Below are 20,265 nucleotides of genomic sequence, written 5' to 3' on the forward strand. Positions count from 1 at the left end.
CTATGGAAAATTCACTACCGAGAACCGGATCAGGGTTTCACGCCACCGAAAAGCAAAAACCCCTACATGCTATTTTTAAACCCAAAACTGTAGCAGTAATTGGGGCGAGTGAAAAAAAACATAGTGTAGGACGTACCCTACTCTGGAACTTGATTAGTAACCCTTTTGGTGGTACAGTTTTTCCCGTTAACCCCAAACATCATAGTATTTTGGGAATTAAAGCTTACCCTACTGTCTTTGATGTACCTGAACCCATAGACTTGGCTGTAATTGCTACCCCAGCCCCCACAGTTCCCGGTATCATCAAGCAATGTGTAGCCGTGGGGGTTAAGGGTGCGATTATCCTCAGCGCCGGTTTTAAGGAAATTGGCACCCAGGGAGTAATTTTAGAACAGGAAATTCAGGCCGAAGCACAAGGTAAAATCCGCATTATTGGCCCTAACTGTCTAGGTGTCATGGCTCCCCTGACTGGTTTAAATGCTACCTTTGCTAGTCAAATCGCCCGGGGGGGAAATGTGGGCTTTATTAGTCAAAGCGGCGCTCTGTGTACTGCTATTTTAGATTGGAGTTTCCGGGAAAATGTCGGCTTTAGCGCCTTCGTCTCCCTAGGTTCTATGGTGGATATAGGTTGGGGAGATTTAATAGATTATCTCGGAGATGACCCGGAGACTAAAAGTATTATTATTTATATGGAGTCCATTGGGGATGCTAGTTCCTTCCTCTGTGCGGCTCGGAAAGTGGCTCTGACTAAGCCGATTATTGTCATCAAAGCCGGGCGAACAGCCGCCGCAGCCCAAGCTGCTGCTTCCCATACGGGTGCTATGGCTGGGAGTGATGAGGTGCTAGATGCAGCTTTTCGCCGTTGTGGGGTGTTGCGTGTCAATAGTATTTCTGACCTGTTTAATATGGCGGAACTATTAGCGAAACAACCCCGCCCTTCTGGACCAAGGCTGACAATTTTAACTAATGCAGGAGGACCGGGGGTATTAGCTACAGATGCTTTAATTGCAGCGGGGGGACAAATTGCCCCTATACCAGGTGATATTCAAGAAAAGTTACAAAAAATACTACCGCCCCATAGTTCTTTGAGTAATCCTATTGATATCCTGGGGGATGCAGACCCACAGCGGTACTCCCAAGCTTTGCAGGTGGCTTTAAATACCCCTGAGAGCGACGGGTTATTAGTCATCCTCACCCCCCAAGCAATGACAGACCCGACTCAAACAGCCCAGGTGTTGGCGGATTGTGTCCAGGAGTTCCAGCAAGCATCTGTGGTCGGTGAGCGGAGTCGAACCGTAAAAACTAAACCAGTTCCCATCCTCGTCAGTTGGATGGGGGGAGAGGAGGTAGCAGAGGGACAAATGATTTTAAATAAACACCATATTCCTACTTACCCCTATCCTGATACTGCGGCTCGGATGTTTTGTTATATGTGGCAATCGAGTTACAATTTACGTGGTATCTATGAAACCCCGGTAATGTCTGATTCTTCTACGGGAACCCCAGACTATAAAACTGTAGAAGCAACTATTGCAGCTGCTAGAACAGCCCAACGCCAGATTTTAACGGAGTTGGAGTCAAAGCAGATTTTGCAGTCCTATGGTATTAATATAGTGCCCACAGAGGTGGCTTATAGTCCAGCAGCGGCGGTTAAATGCGCGGAAACTATTGGTTATCCCGTGGTGTTAAAGTTATTTTCCCACACTATTACCCATAAAACTGATGTGGGAGGTGTGCAGTTAAACCTGATGGACTCTACAGCTGTGACTCAGGCTTATAATTTAATTCGCCAGCAAGTAGAGGAGAAAGACTTTTTAGGGGTGACTGTGCAACCGATGGTCAAAACCACCGGTTATGAGTTAATTGTTGGTAGCAGTATAGATGCTCAGTTTGGACCGGTTTTACTGTTTGGTGCTGGGGGTCAATTAGCTGAGGTGTTTAAAGATTATGCGATCGCCCTCCCCCCTTTAAATACTACTTTGGCGCGGCGGATGATAGAACAAACACAAATCTATCAAGCACTTACAGGGGTGCGGGGGCGCAAAAGTATTGACCTAGCAGCTCTAGAAAAACTCATGGTGGTATTTAGTCGTCTGGTTGTGGAACAACCTAGAATCAAAGAAATTGACATCAACCCTTTATTAGCTTCTTCTGAGAAGTTAATCGCTCTGGATGCGCGGATTATTCTCCATGACCCGGAACTCCCAGACCAGGAGTTACCCAAACTAGCTATCCGCCCCTATTCTACCTAATACATCAGTCAGTGGCAAACAAAAGACAGGGTGAGTTCGCTATTTTAGTCAGCGATCGCTTTCAATTTCAAGGTCTGGGAACCGAACTACAGTTCAATATCTTTTTAGGGCGCTTGGTGCTTAGACAAGAGAACTAGACAGCCTCAGTGGAGATATTTTGGCGGATAATTACCCCATGCAAAGGGTTTGTCAAAAGTTGGGGTTCTCTATTCAGCCAACGGAGAAACCTACCGTGGTAAAAGCTTTGTTTCATTTTACTGAATCAACAATGGACTGGGACTAATTAAGGATGATTGAAATTAATTACATTATCCAGCGGTTGCAAGAACTTAGTATTGACAACCTCCCGATACATATGTAAATCATTTTCCCAGTTATCAATGATTTGAGTTAAAACCTGTAAATTTTGGTTTTCATCCTCTGGTTTCACAGGATGTAAGCAATTAGCGGTAAACACCACCACATTTTTAGATGTTTTATCCGGTAACTGCATAACGGCTTCATTCACATCTAAACTCATCTGTACCCCTTGTTGATTGTACATAAACCGCAGCGCGGCTACGACGGGGGATGTTCCATACTCCAGCCAAGGGCCTGAATTCAATAGGGTTTTGAATATATAATCGCGGGCTGAGTTTTCTGAGTCACTAAATGGTACATGACCCCGAAAGGTGATACTAATTCCCTTATAGTTGAGTTGCGGTAAGGCGTGAACATATTTATGAGCAATTCCTGCAATCTCTCCCCCTTGATTTTTTTGTGGAGAGATTACTTGTGCAAAAATAATCCGGTTCGGGTCTGCTATAACCGTAATCCCATTTTGGAAGGTAACCTGGGCTGCAGTGTTGGTCAATATCGGTGGTTTTGCTAATTCCCACTCACTAGGTACGATACCGCTGTACTTCAGAAAGTCTGGGGTTAAGATGGTGGGGTTGTTTTTCTGCGCAGCGATCGCGATCGCCATTTCCTGTATATTTAAGTTTTGATTCATCTTTAGTTATGGTAGGATTTGTCACAGTTACAACTCATTCATTAGTATATCATTTAACAATGACCTTGCTAACTTTATTTGATACCAAATTCACTGCGGCAAGTGAGCAACTAAATTCTATTTATTGGGGCTAACCACAGGCAAATTTATTTGCCTTAAAGTTTTTTTTATTTACATAAAGTGATTTATATGCTACGATACAAGCAACATGGTAAAGTAAGACCAACAACGTTTAGTGCGGAAAGCAGGTCTCAATTACCATAATATCTGGTAAACTATTAACTTGTTTTTAGTTTGCCCAGCAGGAGTTAACCAAGGCAACTAAAAAAAACCACATAGTAGCCACTTTTCCTGAGTAAGGTGTAAAAAATCATAAGCACCAATAACAACTAAATATGCTATAGGACATAGCAACTGGTATGTAGGAGTAGGGCTTCGATGGTCATATTGATCTCAGTCCCTCCAAACGTAACCTTCCTGGTTGAACTGTGATTTAGCTGAGAAGGTCGAACTCTAGGAAAGGTGTAACTAAAATTAGAAATATTTAAAAATCTGTTGACGGTTGACGGTTGACGGTTGACTGTAATAATAAGGGGCGATCGCCATTCAGTGACTTTGTGCAATAAGGGGCGATCGCTCATCAGATGAAATCAACGTCATCAGGAAATGCCCTCTGTATAAGGGATATCACCTAAACCGCCGTGACACAGGTAAAGTAGATATGTATCAATATTCACCGCCTTTATCACCCCGGGAAGCCCTACCCACCATGTATGACTTACCCAGTGAAGACCCAGAGGAGCCTGGTTTGCCGGACGAATTTCACTTACTACAACCAGAGTTACTGCGGCTGACCTTTCGCCCTCCCACCTATAAAGAGGATGAGGTATTCACAGCCAGTGATCTCAACTTATATTATGACCCCCGTCATCCCCAATGGTATAAACGTCCAGATTGGTTTGCGGTCTTGGGAGTATCCAGGCTCTATGATGGCAAAGATTTAAGGTTAAGTTATGTAACATGGCAGGAGGGAATTTACCCCTTTGTGGTAGTCGAATTACTCTCACCAGGGACAGAAAAAGAAGACCTAGGGCGAAGTTTCAGGGAAGTTAACCAACCGCCCAATAAGTGGACGGTCTATGAAAGGATGTTAAGGATTCCCTATTACATAGTATTTAATCGCTACACAGATGAGTTACAAGCCTTTGGGTTAGTAGTGAATGAATATCAAGAGTTAAGTCCCCAAGGGTTAGGGGTATGGCTCAAAGAAGCCGAGTTAGGTTTAGGACTATGGGAGGGGAGTTATCAGGGGGTACATCGCCGCTGGTTGCGGTGGTATGATGGGGAGGGAAATTGGATTCCTACACCTGTAGAACAGGAACGCCAACGGGCTGAATTAGCCCAGCAACAAGCAGAACAGGAACGCCAACGGGCTGAATTAGCCCAGCAACAAGCAGAACAGGAACGCCAACGGGCTGAACGTCTGGCGGATCACCTACGGAGTCTAGGGATTAACCCAGAGGAAATAGAGTTCTGAGAGTGTCATTGAGTAAGTAGCAACCCGATGTTACGATGTATGCACTTGGGTGAGATACATCATAAGCCCCCTCATCCCTTGCGGGGAGGGGATTGGGGGTGGGGTTCTTGTATTTCACTCAGCCGAGAACCGCTATATAATTAACCTAGGGAAAATTGAATAGATGATGAAGATGAACACACTTTACAACCGGGATTTTAACCTGTGGGTAGACCAGACTGTAAACCTATTGCAAACTGGAGAATTTAATCAATTGGATCTAGAACATTTAATTGAAGAAATTCAGGACATGGGGAGTAACCGTAAAGATGCGTTGGAAAGTAATCTCATTAGGGTTTTACAGCATCTGCTGAAGTGGAAATATCAGCCCCAAAAGCGCAGTAATAGCTGGAAGGCTTCTATTACAGAGCATTCTTTACGAATAAATAAAATGTTAAAAAAAAGCCCTAGTCTCAAGGTATACTTTGAGCAAGTGTTTTCTGAATGTTATGGGGATGCGCGGTTAATTGCGTCCCAAGAAACGGGATTGGAAATTTCTATTTTTCCTGTGGAATGTCCTTTTGAGCAGGTGAATGTTTTAAACCCCCAGTATTTACCGGAAGATTAAAAAACCAGGGTATTTGCTTTTTTACCAGCCAGTTATTATTAAAAATATATTCATATATGTTAGATCAGACCATTATTCTGGAAGTATCTCAAGAGGAAGATGGGGGCTTTGTTGCTGAAGGTTTAACAGAATTCCCTAAGAGGATGTTTGGAAAGTGTTAAAGAGGTAATTTTTATATTAGGGAACACCGGAACACCGGAACACCGGAACACCGGAATAGGGAGGAGGGAGCAGGGAATGGGGGATAGGGAATAGGGAATGGGGAATGGGGAATGGGGAACGCACAAAAAACAATAAAATCCAGTTCCCTCCCCTTACAAGGGGAGGGTTAGGGTGGGGTGAAACAATAGTTGGTACACTAATCATACCTTTTAAAACATCCTCTAAGATAAAAATTACCTGTTGAAAACTTATCAAACATCCTCTCAGACGATGAGACTCTTAATTTATTCCCAAGCTCCTCTCTTGACGGTTGACTGTTAACGGTTGACTGTTGACGGTTGACTGTAATAAGGGGCGATCAGCTTGTATCGCGATCGCTCTGAAGAAATGTCATAATTACAACAACTAACCAGTCGGTTTTTAACCGACTTGAGCTTTCAGACAGGGAATTTCATTCCCTGGCTGACTATGAGACGATGAGACTCTTAAGTTATTCCCTAGCTGATCTCTTGACGGTTGACGGTTGACTGTTGACAGTTGACGGTTGACTGTAATAAGGGTCGATCGCTGGGGGAGAAATTAACACCCAATAATTTAAAAGCCATTCGTCCAGGGTTAGGTTTAGCGCCGAAATATTATGATTTGCTTTTAGGTAAAGAAATTAAACATGATGTCAAAGCTGGAACACCTCTAACCTGGGAACTGTTGGGCTAGGTGATATGGATATTTTATCACTAAGGTTTTTGACATGCGATCGCCTTTCTCCAATTTTATAATCAAAAATGAACCACTAATCCCATTCTTAACTACGGTTTACTGAATAAATCCGAAAACTTTACAGGTAAAGGGTTTTAGCTATTTTGACTTTCAAAAAGTGCAAGCTTTTCTGAGGTGGTAACTGAAAAACCTTGCACTTAATTCCTACTTAAAGAAAAAATCGTTCCTATCCAACTCTTGAAACTGTCACCGTGGCGTAGCACCTGTCACTGGTCCTTCACAGATAACTTTTTCAGCAAACCCTAACTACGGGCGATCGCCATTTTCCAACTTTCCCCAAATTTAGTAGAATAGATATTATTTTTAGGTAAACTAAACTGATCGACAACTATTAACAGCATCAGGAGTAAAATTAGGAGTAAAATTCCATGGCAGCAATTACAGCCCAAGAACTAGAGTTGCAGATGCCCGATGCCAGCCAACTTTTGAGTGATGAACCAGAGATGGAAAGTTCCTTGCATTACATGCAATTGTTGTTACTGGTCACCTGTCTAGAATGGGCATGGCAAGAACGCGATGATTTTTTCATCGGTGCGAATTTGACCATTTACTTCAGTCGCCAACAACTCAAAAATCGAGACTTCCGTGGTCCTGACTTTTTCCTCGTCAAAGGCACAACTCGCTCACCGCGTAACTCTTGGGTTGTCTGGGAAGAAGATGGCCGTTACCCTGATTTAATCATTGAATTATTGTCTGACTCGACCGCCAATGTTGATCGCAATGCCAAACTGGAGCTATACGCTAAAAGATTTCATACCCCTGAATACTTTTATTTTTCTCCCGACACTTTAGAATTTGCAGGATTTAAACTAAATTTCGACACCTATCTTCCTATTCCCCCCAATGCTCAAGGTTGGTTATGGAGTGAAGCTCTCGGCTTTTTTCTTGGTATTCATAATCGACAGTTGCGTTATTTTTCTGCAGAAGGGGCTATGATCCCTACGCCACAGGAAGCCGCCAAAAATGAAATGTTTAAGGCCAATCAAGCGATGCAAATTGCTAGATGTTCTAATGAACGCGCAGAACAAGAATTGCAACGCGCAGAACAAGAAAAAGCAAGAGCCGATCGCCTAGCCGCCAAGCTCAAAGAATTGGGGATTGATCCTGATGAACTAGGAAGTTGACCCACTAACCCCATTCTTAACTACGGGCGATCGCCCTTTTTAAAAATAAATTCACACATACCCTAATTAATACAACAGACCTTGGGTTCGGAAAACCTAAACTACAATCCCCCACCGACAAAACCAGTCGGTTTTTAACCGACTTGAGCTTTCAGACAGGGAATTTCATTCCCCGGCTGACTATGAGACTATGAAACTCTTAATTTATTCCCAAGCTGATCTCTTGACGGTTGACGGTTGACGGTTGACGGTTGACGGTTGACTGTAATAGGGGCGATCGCCATTCAGTGACGTTGTGCACCAAGGGGCGATCGCATTGAAGAAATGTCATAATTACAATAACTAACCAATCGGTTTTTAACCGACTTGAGCTTTCAGACAGGGAATTTTATTCCCTGAAGACATCGTAATGTCAGCGATCGCCTAGATATGAAACTGTGGGCTATATCTCTATTTGGGACAAATCAAGTAAAAAATCTATATGAACAATGACAGCAAACTTTACAATTACACCGTCATTCTCGAAAGGGAAGAAGATGGAGGATATCATGCTTTTTGTCCTATTCTCAAAGGCTGTCATTCTCAAGGAGAGACTTTTGAAGAAACAATTGACAATATTACAGAAGCTATTGAGTTATATCTGGAAAGTTTAAAAGCAGATAGTCAACCTATACCTAAAGAGGATTTAATTTTTAAATCATTGACCATTTTAGGATGAGCAACTTTCCTACAGTCACAGCGAAAGAATTTATTCAGGTTATTGAAAAACTAGGATTTTATCTTGATCGGCAAAAAGGTAGTCATGCCATTTACAAGAATATTATAGCAACCGCCAAGGTGGTTAGGACATAAACAGAAGATAAAACCATTGAACTTGAAGCGTTTCAAGGCTTCCCCCTGCCCCCTGCCCCCTGCTATAACGGTAGGAGAGTCGTAGTTCCTGTTCATTCAGGACAAAATCTCAAGCAAGGTAATCTCATGGGTATGATTCAAGATATTGGCATTGACAAGGAAATGTTCTTTGAATTGTTACGGAAATAATATACAAAAATAATATACAAAAATCGGCGTTGCCTAGTTTAGGGATTAACCCAAAGGACATAGGGTAGGGAATTTCATTCCCTGGCTGACTATGAGACGATGAGACTCTTAATTTATTCCCAAGCTGATCTCTTGACGGTTGACAGTTGACGGTTGACTGTAATAAGGGGCGATCAGCTTGTAGCATTCGCGATCGCCTTGAAAAAATGTCATAATTACAACAACTAACGAGTCGGTTTTTAACCGACTTTAGCTTTCAGACAGGGAATTTCATTCCCTGTCTGACTATGATATGAATATGGGGGAAGTGAGGACTAAGTTACAAGCGATCATGGTCTTTGTGAAACATGGGAAATGTTTATGGGCGAATGTTTATGGGACTTCGCCATTTCTTGGATGTTATATAAACATTGAAAAATTGAAAAATAGTATGCTGATGCCCTGCATTTGTGATCTCAAGGTTTCAACAGAGGATACTGTCAAAAATTTAGCAAATGTTGCCTAAAAATCCTGAAAAATTAAAAGAAATGTCCAAAAATACTGGCAGTAAAAAGCGACATAAGCACAGTCAAACATTAATTGCTGAATTACGGCAATTGTGGGGCTACCTGAACCGTCGCCGTCGGGTGCAGTTGGGGGCTTTGCTCCTGCTGATGCTGCTGTCTTCTGTGAGTGAGATGGTTAGTGTGGGGGCAATTTTTCCCTTTCTGGGAGCCTTGACTAATGCACAGATGCTGTTGAATGCTCCCCATCTCCAACCAGTATTAAACTTATTACAGATTCAGACCCCAACCCAACTAGTGAGGGTCTTAGCTGTGGGGTTCATTGTCGCCGCAGTGTTGGCTAATGGGCTGCGGTTGCTGACCCTGCAGGCGCGGTTGCGCTTGGCTGCAGCGGTGGGTTCTGATATCAGTAGCCAGGTTTATTACACTACCCTGCGACAGCCCTACAGTTTCCATGTGCAGCACAACAGTAGCGATTTGATGCAGACAGTAACCGGGGATACCACGCTTCTGACTAGTAATATCTTGATACCCTTGGTGGCGTTTTTGACGGATGCCCTGGTTATACCTGCTTTAATGGGGACGCTATTATTCATTGATGGCAACATTGCCCTCTGGACAGGGGTAATTTTGGGGGGAGCCTACACAGTGATTTATCGCACCCGGCAACGTTTACTCAAGCGTAATAGCAAAATTATCGCCGAATCGGGGCAACGGAAAATCAAGGTGGTGCAGGAGGGGATTGGCGGGATTCGGGATGTGCTATTAGGACATTCCCAAGACTTTTTTGAACGGGTGTATCTGCGGGCGGAGGCTGCTTTAAAGCAAGCTACAGCGACTAATTTGATTATTTCCCAGTCCCCCAGATATCTCATAGAGGCTTTGGCATTCTCTGCGATCGCCCTTTTAGCACTGAGTTTAGGTCAAAATGGGGATTTTAGCCAGGCGGTGCCAGTATTAGGTAGTTTAGCCCTGGGGGCGAAACGGTTACTACCGGCTTTACAAGAGGCTTTTGCATCTGTGGCAAAAATTCAGGGGTCGCGGGCGGCGTTAACGCGGGTGTTAGTAGCCTTAGAACGACCCATTGAGCCACTGCTGGGAACGACTGTTTCCAGGCCCTTGGGGTTGGAACAGGAACTACGGTTTGAGGGGGTATGGTTTGGTTATCACCAGGAAACACCCTGGGTATTGCGTGATTTTCACCTGCAGATTGTCGCCAAGACCACAGTAGGGTTTGTGGGGAGTACGGGAAGTGGGAAAAGTACCACAGCAGATTTAATTTTGGGACTTCTGCAGCCAAATAAAGGCACAATATGGGTAGATGGGTTACCTTTACAAGGTGAGAGGTTACGCCAATGGCAACAGAGTATTGCCCATGTACCCCAGCAGATTTTTCTGAGTGATGGCACTATTGCGGAGAATATTGCTTTTGGGATTCCTCAAGACCAGATTGATTTTGAGCAAGTGCGAAAGGCGGCGCGGTTGGCTCAGATTGATGAATTTATAGAGGGATTACCAGCTAAATATGATACCTACGTAGGAGAGCGGGGAATTCGGCTGAGTGGGGGTCAAAGGCAGCGTATAGGCATTGCCCGGGCGCTGTGTCGCAATGCCTCGGTGATTGTGTTTGATGAGGCTACCAGTGCTTTAGATAATGCCACGGAAAAGGAAGTGATGGCGGCTATTGAGGGGTTGAGTCATCAGTTGACGGTAATTTTAATTGCCCACAGGTTAAGTACGGTGCAGAGGTGCGACTGTATTTTTCAGTTAGATCAAGGACAGGTAGTGGCACAGGGTACTTATGAGGAATTGCTGGCTAATAGTGGCAGTTTTCGGACTATGGCTTTGAGTGGTGTGGATGGTGAAGATAATAAATTTACTATCAAAATATAGTGGGAGCGTGAGAACCCCTGCGCTTTAGCGAGGGGATGAAAAGCGACTCAACAGGATTTACCCTGTCGTATCCTGACTACAAAAAACTTATTGACAAGGCATTTCTGATTAGTTAGGCTAAAAAAGCATCCACAAATATGGTGAAAAACCCAAAAGATGTTTTCCTTAAGTAGCCACACAGCTAGATTTATTTTTAGCCGAGGTGGGTAGGGCATTTTGACTGTGCCACAACGATATTATTTATTCAAATTTTTAAATAAATAAAATCGTAAACTTTGCGTAGCGTGTCTTCAGACCGCGTAGCAACATCAGTTTAGAATCCCCTGTGATTCTATCCAGGGGAGAAGTCAAGATTACATAACCTCACCCCAGCCCTATGAGGATGTTTGGAAAGTCAAGAAAAGCTCAAGTAACGATATTCTATCAGTAGACAAAAACGCGACAGAGTTACTTGAGCCATGTCTAAATCATACCCAACAGACTTGACAAATGAACAGTGGGAATTGCTATCAGTGCTGATACCCCCAATAAATTTGGGGTGTCGTCCCCGTCGGGTTAACCTACGCGCTGTGATTAGTGCCATATTTTATGTTCTGTGTGCGGGTTGTCCATGGCGGATGTTGCCGACTTCCCAAAATGGCAAACGGTATACTATTACTTCCGAAAATGGCGCCTGGATGGTACATGGGAACGCATTAACCACAAACTTCAACAGTGGGTACGTGTTCTCGAAGACCATGAACCAAACCCAAGTGCAGCAATTGTGGATTCTCAATCTGTAGAGAGTGGAACAATGGTATCCCAAGCTGTCGGGTTTGATTCTGGGAAACTGGTTAAGGGACGTAAACGGCATTTTTTAGTTGACACTCTGGGATTGGTTTTGATGGTTGTGGTCACCTCGGCTTATGAATCCGATCAAGCAGGCGCAAAAAAATTATTCACCCAAGCCAAGAACAGAATTAGCGATCGCTTGAATCGGTTGGTGCACATTTGGGTTGATGCTGGGTATCAAGGTAAAGGCTTTATGAGATGGGTGATGGATACGTATCACTGGGTTTTGCAGGTTGTACGTCGTCCGGTGAATACTAAAGGCTTTGTTCTGCTACCAAAGCGTTGGGTTGTCGAGCGTAGTTTTGGTTGGTTTAATTGGTGTCGTCGATTGAGTAAGGACTACGAAATTTTACCCCAGACCCATGAAACATTTGTGCAAATCGCCATGATTCGGTTAATGCTTAGAAGACTCGCTTAATTGAGTTGTTTAATACTTTCCAAACATCCTCTATGGTTCGTCAAGAGATAGGTGCACAGATGCAATTTAGTCTTGGATTAATGGATTGTAATATTCAACAGAAAGTTTTATTGGCTCCGTATACAACCTGGAAAATAGGAGGTTATCCGCAATACTTGGCAGAACCAAATCTTGAAACAGCACCCAAATTGGTAACCTGGGCCTATGAACAGGAAATACCTATTTATTTTGTTGGTCGTGGCTCTAATGTATTGATTGATGATGCTGGACTACCTGGGTTAGTAATATTAACTCGTAACTCCCTCACTGAGTTGAGACGTGATGGAGACAAAATTATTGCCGGGAGTGGCGTGTTCTTGCCTCAATTGTCTAAATTCGCAGCACGGGAGGGCTTTTCGGGCTTTGAGTTTCTCATTGGTATTCCCGATACCGTAGGCGGCGCGATCGCCATGAATGCTGGGTTGACTGTTTTTCGTCCCCGTGAGATGACAGCAATTGTTAAAAATTTTGATGTCTTAAATCTGGATGGCACCATTGAAACACTAACAATGGAAGACGTTCATGCTGGTTATCGTCACACCGATTTATTAAATGGAAACCGCCTAATATTACAAGCTCGTTTTTGCTTACAAGAGGAGGGCGACCCAGATGAGATTCGCCGAAACACCTTTGACCATCTTGCGGAGCGTAAGCGTAAGCAACCGTTAGATAAACCTACTGCAGGGAGCACTTTTAAGTCACCTCCCGGGAGTAAGGGGGCTGGATGGTATATCCAAGAAGCGGGTCTGAAAGGTTTTCAAATTGGTGCTGCGCGGGTGAGTCCCATGCACGCCAATTGGATTGAAAACCTGGGCGGTGCAACAGCCGCAGATGTGCGTCAATTAATCACACATATTCAAAAGACTGTTAAAGCTGAATTGGGAATTAATTTAGAAACTGAAGTTCGTTTCCTACCTTAAAAAATGACAGAAAACTTAAATAACCTGATTGTTCACCCTTCCCGCTTAGTCGGAACAGAAAACTTAAATAACCTGATTGTTCACCCTTCCCGCTTAGTCGGAGAGGTCAGGGTCAGCGGTGCAAAAAATTCTGCTCTTCGCGTCTTAGCGGCTTCTTTGCTAACATCTGCTCCGGTTCGACTTAAGAATTACCCAAGCGGGTTACTTGATGCTCGTCTTCATGTTGAGATGCTAACAGCACTGGGTAAAACTTGCCAATTAATCAACCAGAGTGAGCTAGAAATTGTCGAGACTAACCCGCCTCGATCAGAGTTGCTTTGGTCAAAACGTTCTATTCGTAACACTTTGCTGATTTTAGGTGCTTTAGTCGGTCGTACAGGTAGGGGTAAAGTACCATTACCTGGAGGCTGTAAGCTAGGCGATCGCAAATATGATATCCATCTTATGGTGCTGGAATCCTTCGGTGCTCATGTCTGGGAAGAAGGAGGCTATCTTTGTGCTGAAGTTCCTAGTCATCAAAAGCTCAGGGGAACAGAGATTTTCCTACCTATTCGCTCTACTGGGGCTACTGAAAACAGTATTATAATCGCTTGCCTAGCTGAAGGTATAACCCGCATTTGGGGACCACATATTCGTCCCGAAATTCAGGATCTGATTAAGTTTTTGCGATCCCTGGGAGCTAAGATAGAAGTCCGTGGACAAGAAAGCATTATTGTTGAAGGGGTGAATGAATTAGGTAGTACAACCCATGAGGTAATTGCCGACAATGTTGAAGCACTCACCTGGCTAATTGGTTCTGCGGTCACTAATGGAGATGTCGAGATTGTAGACTTTCCCTTTGAACACTTAGAAGTTCCTCTGATTCATCTGCGGGAAAGTGGGGTTCGTTTTTATCGCTTAGATAACCGCCTAATTGTTCGAGGTTCAAGCTGTTATCCCATTGATATCAGTACAGGCCCTTATCCGGGAATTAATTCGGATATGCAACCATTATTTACTGTCTTAGGCGCAATGGCTAAAGGAGAAAGCCGGGTCATTGATCTGAGATTTCCTGGACGCTACGCCTATGCAGAGGAACTGGCCAAAATGGGAATGAATTATGAAGTCAAGGATAATCTTTTGGTCATTCACGGAGGCAATAAACTTCAGGGAACTGAAGTAACAGCACTGGATTTAAGAGCCGGTGCAGCCTTGATGATTGCCGGTTTGGTAGCAGATAGTCCAACTAATATTAGCAATGCATGGCAAATTTATCGAGGTTATGATCAGATAAATAAAAAGCTCTCTCACCTTGGCGTCAGTATTTTCAGTGAGATGCAACAACAGTAATGGATTGTAATATTCAACAGGAAGTTCTGTTGGCTCCCTATACAACCTCGAAAATAGGAGGTTATGCGCAATACTTGGCAGAACCAAATCTTGAAACAGCACCCAAATTGGTAACCTGGGCCTATGAACAGGAAATACCTATTTATTTTGTTGGTCGTGGCTCTAATGTATTGATTGATGATCCTGGACTACCTGGGTTACTAATATTAACTCGTAACTCCCTCACTCAGTTGAGACATGATGGAGACAAAATTATTGCCGGGAGTGGCGTGTTCTTGCCTCAATTGTCTAAATTCGCAGCACGGGAGGGGGCTTTTCAGGCTTTGAGTTTCTCATTGGTATTCCCGGTACCGTAGGCGGCGCGATCGCCATGAATGCTGGGTTGACTGTTTTTCCTCCCGTGAGATGACAGCAATAATTTAGGACTTACGCATTGACAAAAAATATGATCTATGATATCTAGATCATGCGATCGCTATTAAGATTAGCAAAAATATGCTCACGTACAACTAAAGTAAACAGATTCCGTTGTATTTCATACCAATTGCTAATTATTTTTTCAGAGCGCATAAACTCCAACTTAACAAAAGCTTGAAGTGAACAAAAGATGTGAGTCTTAATTGCATGAGTATCCCTAACCATGAACCGACAAATTCCACATACTTGTTTTATGGCTCGATGAAAGGTTTCAATTCCCCAATGAGTATCATGAATTGTCATAAATTCATTTCTAGTTATATCCTCGATTCTTTCCTCATCTGGAAGATACAAAATATAGTGTCTAGAGTCTTCTTTTTTAAAGTCTTTCCTAAACAACTTTATAAATCCAAATTCTTTCAGATGAGTCCTTAATCCTTCTTCGGGAATAGCCAGAGTGCTTACTTGACAATACTTGTGTGGCTCATTTGAAACAGTTCTATTTTTTTCAATTCCGAAGAGAAAACCCAATTTCTGGTTTTTTAGGAATTTCAAATTTTCTACTCCTGAATACCAACTATCACCTGTTACAATTCTGGGTTTGACTCCCCAGCTTATTATTTCACTTACCATTTCTCTAAAATAATCGTTTTTTGTTTTTCCCTCCTTTTTATCATATATTCTGTAATTTATTGGCACTGAATTACCATGAATATCACTGTAATATAGAGTGATTAAATTTAAGCCAATAATTGTTTTATGGGCTTTACCTGACCAAAAATAACCGATTAATTCAGCATTTTTGGGGTCGCTGTAAATCTTTTCTATCACTGTATCATCTACACTTAGTATTCCTCCTACCAAGTTAATAACTTTTTCTATAATGTTGAATAAATCTTTCGGTTCATATCGCTCTCTCAATAAAAAGCGATTCACACTATCATGTGAAACGTCTCCTAATATCTCTGCTAACCTACTGCACCCCCCAAACTTTGGCTCTGACAGTAAAAATAAGGTGTATAGGTCTAGATTGCATTGCGCTGTGGATGGTTTCGTGATTTTTCTAATTGTCTGATACCTAGCAAGTAGACGACCTATATTTATCAATTCACTATTTTGTTATTCTGTCAATGCGTAACTCCTATAATTGTTAAAAATTTTGATGTCTTAAATTTTGTATTTGAAGGAGGAGGTTAATCCTTGAACAACCAAGAACTGATGTCTTACGATGACATTTACGTTAAATCAAATGACCTGACGCAGGTCGACGGACCGACTGTGATTGCGCTCGCCCACAATGAGATGTATTTCTTGCCCGCCTGGCTCGATCACTACCGAAAACTCGGGGCCGAGCGTTTTATCATTCTCGACGATGCTTCGACAGACAGCACCCTGGACTATCTCCGAGCACAGCCGGATGTGATGGTGGTGGGCAGTCATCGCCGCTTTGGTGAGACCGTCCCAGTCATCGACCGCCTCGATCCGACGGGACAGACTGTCGAGATGCGCCGGATGGTTGATCTATGGCGCATGATTCTGCCGGAGAAATTCACTCTCAACTGCTGGGTAGTTCAAGCCGCTCTCGACGAGTTTCTGGTTCTACCCAATGGGCGAAAGCTAGCAGATATTTTCGACGAATTATCCACGTCTGAATACGACGCCGTCACTGGTACTATGCTTGACATTTACCCTGCAAACATCGGAGTTATGCGAGCACAACAAATGCAGACTACCGTAAGCTTTTCAGACGAATGGTTCTTTGACGGAGTTCCTCATCGACTGCCAACAGGACTTCACTTTCGTAAGGTATATCATGGGTCACGCGCCAGATTGTTTCATCAGTTCCTACCTGAGACTGCTATGACCTTTCACGAGCGCTTGCGGGAGCGGCTAAGTCGCTGGTATCACCGCGAAGGTCCGTACAGAAAGGTGAACAATACCCAAAAGTTCTCTCTCGTCCGGTGGCGGTCAGGAACTTGGATGCGGTCATCACACAATATTAGCCTGCCTATCTCGAAACAGCATCACCTGCCAATCCTGCATATGAAGTTTACCGGTGATCTTTATCGTCGCGCAGAAGTCGCGATCCGCAGCAAGTCCTACTACAATAGCTCGAAGGAGTATACACAACTTATCGAACTGATTTCGGAAATGGAACGCCGAGATGCCTCATTCCTTTTTCCGAAATCAGCTTCAATTCATAACATTGTCGCATTTCAAAGTGCAAGATTAATCCTAGGTTTTGATGATAATACTCGCCAACCAAGTCATGAAAACTAGCACAAAGCGAGAAATGACATCAAGGCAAAATATGACAAGATATTAAGTGTGCGATTCGTTCTTCCTAAATGAGCATTTATGCTCATTTAGGAAGGTAAGGCTGGTGAAAACCAGATTCTTATAACTGTGTGTTCATGTAGGTGAGAATCCTACCCCCTAGCTGCAAGGGTGACAGCTTTTTCAACCGTCTCATAGTCCTGAGATCAATCCTATTGAACGACTCTGGGAGCATATTAAACAGGCTTTGTCTTGGCAGACTTGTCATAATTTAAGTCAATTAAGAAACAATCTTAAGCAAGTTCTGGATTCTCTCTCTACTGAAGCGATCGCTTCTCTTTGTGGATGGCACTATATTGTCTCTGCTTTATTAAGTGCAACTTCATAGAGAATTGGTATAAGACACAGAATTCTATCATGGGGATATGAATACTTATGCTATATGCTTCACATCAGAAATAAAATTTTAGAATTAGCACCTGGTTCTTTACTAGATATTGGATGTGGTGATGGACGTTTTAGTGAGTTGCAAAATACTAAATTTAAGGAATTATTAGGTGTTGATTTATCACCAAAAGCCATTAAATTTGCACAAGCTTTCAATGACGATAGTCAATTTAAATGCTGTGATATTCAAATCATAGACAGACAATTTGATATTGTCACACTGATTGAAACAATAGAACATATTCCGGATGATAAAATTGATGAATTTATCAAAGCTGCGTTTTATAAAGTAAAGCCCAATGGGTATATACTTATTTCAGTGCCGACAAAAAATCGAAAGCTAATCAAAAAACATTACAGGCATTATGATATGCAACTACTGAAGTCTCAAATTTCTTGTTCAGGGCGTGATTATGAAATCATTAGTAAAGAATATATTTTCAACTTTAAAGATAGGCTTTACAACTACTGGATGAAACTGACTAACAATAAATACGCATTTGTATCTATTAAATTTTTGGATGAAATGATTTGGAATCGAGTGTGGAACAATCTAAGAGTTGCTGACGAGAAAACAGGTGCTCATTTAGTTGTGCTGATAAAAGGAAAATAAATAATGAAGATAGTATACTGTAGCGCATCCATAATTCCATCACGCTCTGCCGAATCCATTTTTGTGATGAAAATGTGCCAGGCTTTTCACCTAAATGGACACGATGTTCATCTTGTTTTACCGAATAACAAACAGGAAAGGACACCAGGAATTAATGATGTTTATGATTACTATGGGGTTAATCCGTGCTTCTCAATTAATTACTTACCATGGATACCTGTCAAGGGTAAAGCATACCTGTTTGGATTACTTGCCGGAAAATATGGCAAAAAACATAATTTTGACCTTGTGTATAGTCGATGTATTATTGCTGCTTATTTCGCCGCCCAGGAAGGATTACCCGTAATCTTTGAATCCCATGCTCCCATTGTTGACTCAGGAAGAGTAATTATTCCCCGCTTGTTTAGTAATCTGTTAAAACAGAAAAACTTTAAATACTTAGTTGTAATCACACAATCACTGAAGTCATGGTACTTGAGTAACTATGATATTCCACCAGATAGAATACTTGTTGCCCCTGATGGTGCAGACTTACCTGAAGTTAGTGAATTAGATAATCTTGATCCGCATTTAAGTCAAGTCTCTGATAAATTCCGCATAGGTTACTGTGGTCATTTATATCCGGGTAAAGGCATGGAAATCATTTCCCAGTTAGTAAAACTCTGTCCCGATATAGAGTTTAATATAGTTGGTGGATTAGAAAATGATATTAAGTATTGGCAAAATCAGCTTGAAGGATATCAAAACATTATTTTTCATGGCTATCGACCCCACTCAGATGTACTCCAAATGATGAGACAAATGAATGTTCTCATTGCTCCTAACTTGCAAAGTGTCAAATTGTCAAAAAAGGTTGACATAGGCAAGTGGACATCTCCCCTAAAAATATTTGAGTATATGTCAGCTTGCAAACCGATTATTGCCTCCGACATTCCAGTACTCAGAGAGGTTCTTGAGCATGAAAGAAATGCCTTACTTTGCGACCCGGATAATCCAGAGAAGTGGCAATCCACATTATATAGACTCCGGGATGACTCAAGTTTATCCCGTCAGATAGCTCATAACGCCTATGAAGATTTAAGAGATAAATATAATTGGCAAGCCAGAGCAGAGCTAATTCTCTCATCCGCGACTAACGTTAAAACTCTCTAGATGATGCTATAAGTTAGGTAAAAAGCGATTGGAAAACGTTTCCCCTATCAATACACAAAAATTTTGAAATTTCTTCAGAGGATGTCTGAAAAGTAAGCAAGCTAACGTCAAGGTATTCTGTCATTAGGAAAAACACTTGAGTAGAAAGGATGACGAAAGCAATGAATCCATCTTACCCAGGTAACCTGACACTAGAACAATGGAAAGTATCAATTCCTGAGTCAAAACCAGGTATTCGCAAACGAAGCCTTGATATGCTGGCGATAGTTAACGCCATCTTATACATCTTGTGTGTTGCTTGTGCATGGCGAATGCTCCCAAAGGATTTTCCAAAATGGAAAAAAGTGTATCATTCCTAATTTATTTATGTTACCATGATTAGCTTAATGATCAAGCAAATTGCGTGATTAAAATAACCTATTTAACACTTCTCACACATCCTCTTACAAATTAGCTCGGAAGAATGATTCAAATAATTAAAAAAACAAATTTTTTCCATCAAGTATTTAGTTATTTTCATAAATTTCGCTATCCTATTTTATTATTTGGATTAGGTATTTGGATATTATCACCCATCCTAGGTATAATACCCTTATTACTATTTTCACAAATACAGGTTTCTCGGTTATTTACTAAAAACAAACCAAAGCAAAATATTTCGATTCTAACCTTTTTGTCTCTGTTTATAGTCCTATTTACAATTACAATTACTGCATCTACATATGAGGTAATTAGTGATTTGCAAGTGTATGTGCAAGTTTACGAAGCACTAGGAAATCAGCCTTTTTTTGAGTATATGAATGTTATGCGTATGGAACCCGTGACATTCATAATTCCAAATTTTATAAAATTGGTGTTCAATGGTAATGCATATTCTTTCATTTTAGTTCAAGCTTTGACAATGAATTTAGCATTCATGCTCATTGCTATAAGAT

The 20,265-nt window shown here is 42.1% G+C and carries 19 protein-coding genes and 1 pseudogene; 17 read left to right on the plus strand and 3 right to left on the minus strand.

Translation table 11 applies throughout. The features are described 5' to 3' along the window. Positions 1-2 precede the first annotated feature (2 nt). Entirely contained in the window at positions 3-2,252 is a 2,250-nt protein-coding gene (locus IM676_RS12500; protein ID WP_200987209.1) for an acetate--CoA ligase family protein, read from the plus strand. Positions 2,253-2,263: 11 nt separating this feature from the next. Further along, on the plus strand, positions 2,264-2,389 hold the full coding sequence (locus IM676_RS20220) for a hypothetical protein (RefSeq protein ID WP_404799795.1): 126 nt from the start codon (positions 2,264-2,266) through the stop codon (positions 2,387-2,389). 146 nt (positions 2,390-2,535) lie between these two features. Here the strand turns inward: IM676_RS20220 and IM676_RS12505 are convergent, their stop codons facing one another. After that, a complete protein-coding gene (locus tag IM676_RS12505) occupies positions 2,536-3,243 on the minus strand; it encodes a hypothetical protein (RefSeq protein ID WP_200987210.1) in 708 nt (235 codons plus the stop codon). A 721-nt stretch (positions 3,244-3,964) separates the two neighbouring features. On the opposite strand from IM676_RS12505, the gene IM676_RS12510 reads away from it, so the two are divergent. The 4 genes from IM676_RS12510 (at position 3,965) to IM676_RS12525 (ending at position 7,450) form a co-directional block, all read left to right on the plus strand. Further along, positions 3,965-4,780, plus strand: a complete 816-nt coding sequence (locus tag IM676_RS12510) for a Uma2 family endonuclease (RefSeq protein WP_200987211.1) — start codon at positions 3,965-3,967, stop codon at positions 4,778-4,780. Positions 4,781-4,952: 172 nt separating this feature from the next. Further along, the gene (locus IM676_RS12515; protein ID WP_225880347.1) at positions 4,953-5,387 is read left to right on the plus strand and encodes a DUF29 domain-containing protein; all 435 of its coding nucleotides are present in this window, start codon (positions 4,953-4,955) and stop codon (positions 5,385-5,387) included. 699 nt (positions 5,388-6,086) lie between these two features. Further along, on the plus strand, positions 6,087-6,263 hold the full coding sequence (locus tag IM676_RS12520) for an SAF domain-containing protein (RefSeq protein ID WP_200987213.1): 177 nt from the start codon (positions 6,087-6,089) through the stop codon (positions 6,261-6,263). 431 nt (positions 6,264-6,694) lie between these two features. After that, positions 6,695-7,450 carry a Uma2 family endonuclease gene (locus IM676_RS12525; RefSeq protein WP_200987214.1) on the plus strand — a complete coding sequence of 252 codons (756 nt, stop codon included), beginning with the start codon at positions 6,695-6,697 and terminating at the stop codon, positions 7,448-7,450. Positions 7,451-7,649: 199 nt separating this feature from the next. Here the strand turns inward: IM676_RS12525 and IM676_RS20055 are convergent, their stop codons facing one another. Continuing rightward, positions 7,650-7,781 (minus strand): hypothetical protein, encoded by a 132-nt coding sequence (locus IM676_RS20055; RefSeq protein ID WP_263973139.1) that lies wholly within the window; start codon positions 7,779-7,781, stop codon positions 7,650-7,652. A gap of 150 nt (positions 7,782-7,931) precedes the next feature. Here IM676_RS20055 and IM676_RS12530 point away from each other — a divergent pair, with 150 nt between their 5' ends. The 7 genes and pseudogenes from IM676_RS12530 to IM676_RS12560 all read left to right on the plus strand — a co-directional run bounded on the left by IM676_RS12530 (position 7,932) and on the right by IM676_RS12560 (position 14,780). After that, positions 7,932-8,168, plus strand: coding sequence for a type II toxin-antitoxin system HicB family antitoxin (locus tag IM676_RS12530; RefSeq protein ID WP_200987215.1), 237 nt, complete (start codon positions 7,932-7,934; stop codon positions 8,166-8,168). After that, complete coding sequence (locus tag IM676_RS19840) at positions 8,165-8,302, plus strand: type II toxin-antitoxin system HicA family toxin (protein WP_225880348.1); 138 nt, start codon at positions 8,165-8,167, stop codon at positions 8,300-8,302. The genes IM676_RS12530 and IM676_RS19840 overlap by 4 nt, the downstream gene beginning before the upstream one ends. A 716-nt stretch (positions 8,303-9,018) precedes the next feature. After that, entirely contained in the window at positions 9,019-10,887 is a 1,869-nt protein-coding gene (locus tag IM676_RS12540) for an ABC transporter ATP-binding protein (protein WP_225880349.1), read from the plus strand. A gap of 458 nt (positions 10,888-11,345) precedes the next feature. Next, positions 11,346-12,136, plus strand: a pseudogene (locus tag IM676_RS12545) (IS5 family transposase). 59 nt (positions 12,137-12,195) lie between these two features. Beyond that, entirely contained in the window at positions 12,196-13,095 is a 900-nt protein-coding gene (gene murB / locus IM676_RS12550) for a UDP-N-acetylmuramate dehydrogenase (RefSeq protein ID WP_225880350.1), read from the plus strand. 3 nt (positions 13,096-13,098) lie between these two features. Beyond that, the gene (locus IM676_RS12555; protein WP_200987217.1) at positions 13,099-14,424 is read left to right on the plus strand and encodes a UDP-N-acetylglucosamine 1-carboxyvinyltransferase; all 1,326 of its coding nucleotides are present in this window, start codon (positions 13,099-13,101) and stop codon (positions 14,422-14,424) included. Next, positions 14,424-14,780: an FAD-binding protein gene (locus IM676_RS12560; protein ID WP_200987218.1), complete on the plus strand. Its 357-nt coding sequence runs from the start codon at positions 14,424-14,426 to the stop codon at positions 14,778-14,780. The genes IM676_RS12555 and IM676_RS12560 overlap by 1 nt, the downstream gene beginning before the upstream one ends. A gap of 103 nt (positions 14,781-14,883) precedes the next feature. Here the strand turns inward: IM676_RS12560 and IM676_RS12565 are convergent, their stop codons facing one another. Beyond that, positions 14,884-15,909, minus strand: coding sequence for an IS701 family transposase (locus tag IM676_RS12565; protein WP_200990017.1), 1,026 nt, complete (start codon positions 15,907-15,909; stop codon positions 14,884-14,886). A 132-nt stretch (positions 15,910-16,041) separates the two neighbouring features. On the opposite strand from IM676_RS12565, the gene IM676_RS12570 reads away from it, so the two are divergent. From IM676_RS12570 to IM676_RS20225, 4 genes are all read left to right on the plus strand, one after another. Beyond that, complete coding sequence (locus IM676_RS12570; protein ID WP_200987219.1) at positions 16,042-17,121, plus strand: glycosyltransferase family 2 protein; 1,080 nt, start codon at positions 16,042-16,044, stop codon at positions 17,119-17,121. Between the two features lie 439 nt (positions 17,122-17,560). Beyond that, positions 17,561-18,178 (plus strand): class I SAM-dependent methyltransferase, encoded by a 618-nt coding sequence (locus tag IM676_RS12575; protein ID WP_200987220.1) that lies wholly within the window; start codon positions 17,561-17,563, stop codon positions 18,176-18,178. A 72-nt stretch (positions 18,179-18,250) separates the two neighbouring features. After that, entirely contained in the window at positions 18,251-19,330 is a 1,080-nt protein-coding gene (locus tag IM676_RS12580; protein ID WP_225880351.1) for a glycosyltransferase family 4 protein, read from the plus strand. 161 nt (positions 19,331-19,491) lie between these two features. Then, on the plus strand, positions 19,492-19,689 hold the full coding sequence (locus tag IM676_RS20225) for a transposase (protein ID WP_225880516.1): 198 nt from the start codon (positions 19,492-19,494) through the stop codon (positions 19,687-19,689). Positions 19,690-20,265 lie beyond the last annotated feature (576 nt).

This window comes from Anabaenopsis elenkinii CCIBt3563 (genome assembly GCF_015245355.1).
GTDB classification, from domain to species: Bacteria; Cyanobacteriota; Cyanobacteriia; order Cyanobacteriales; family Nostocaceae; genus Anabaenopsis; species Anabaenopsis elenkinii.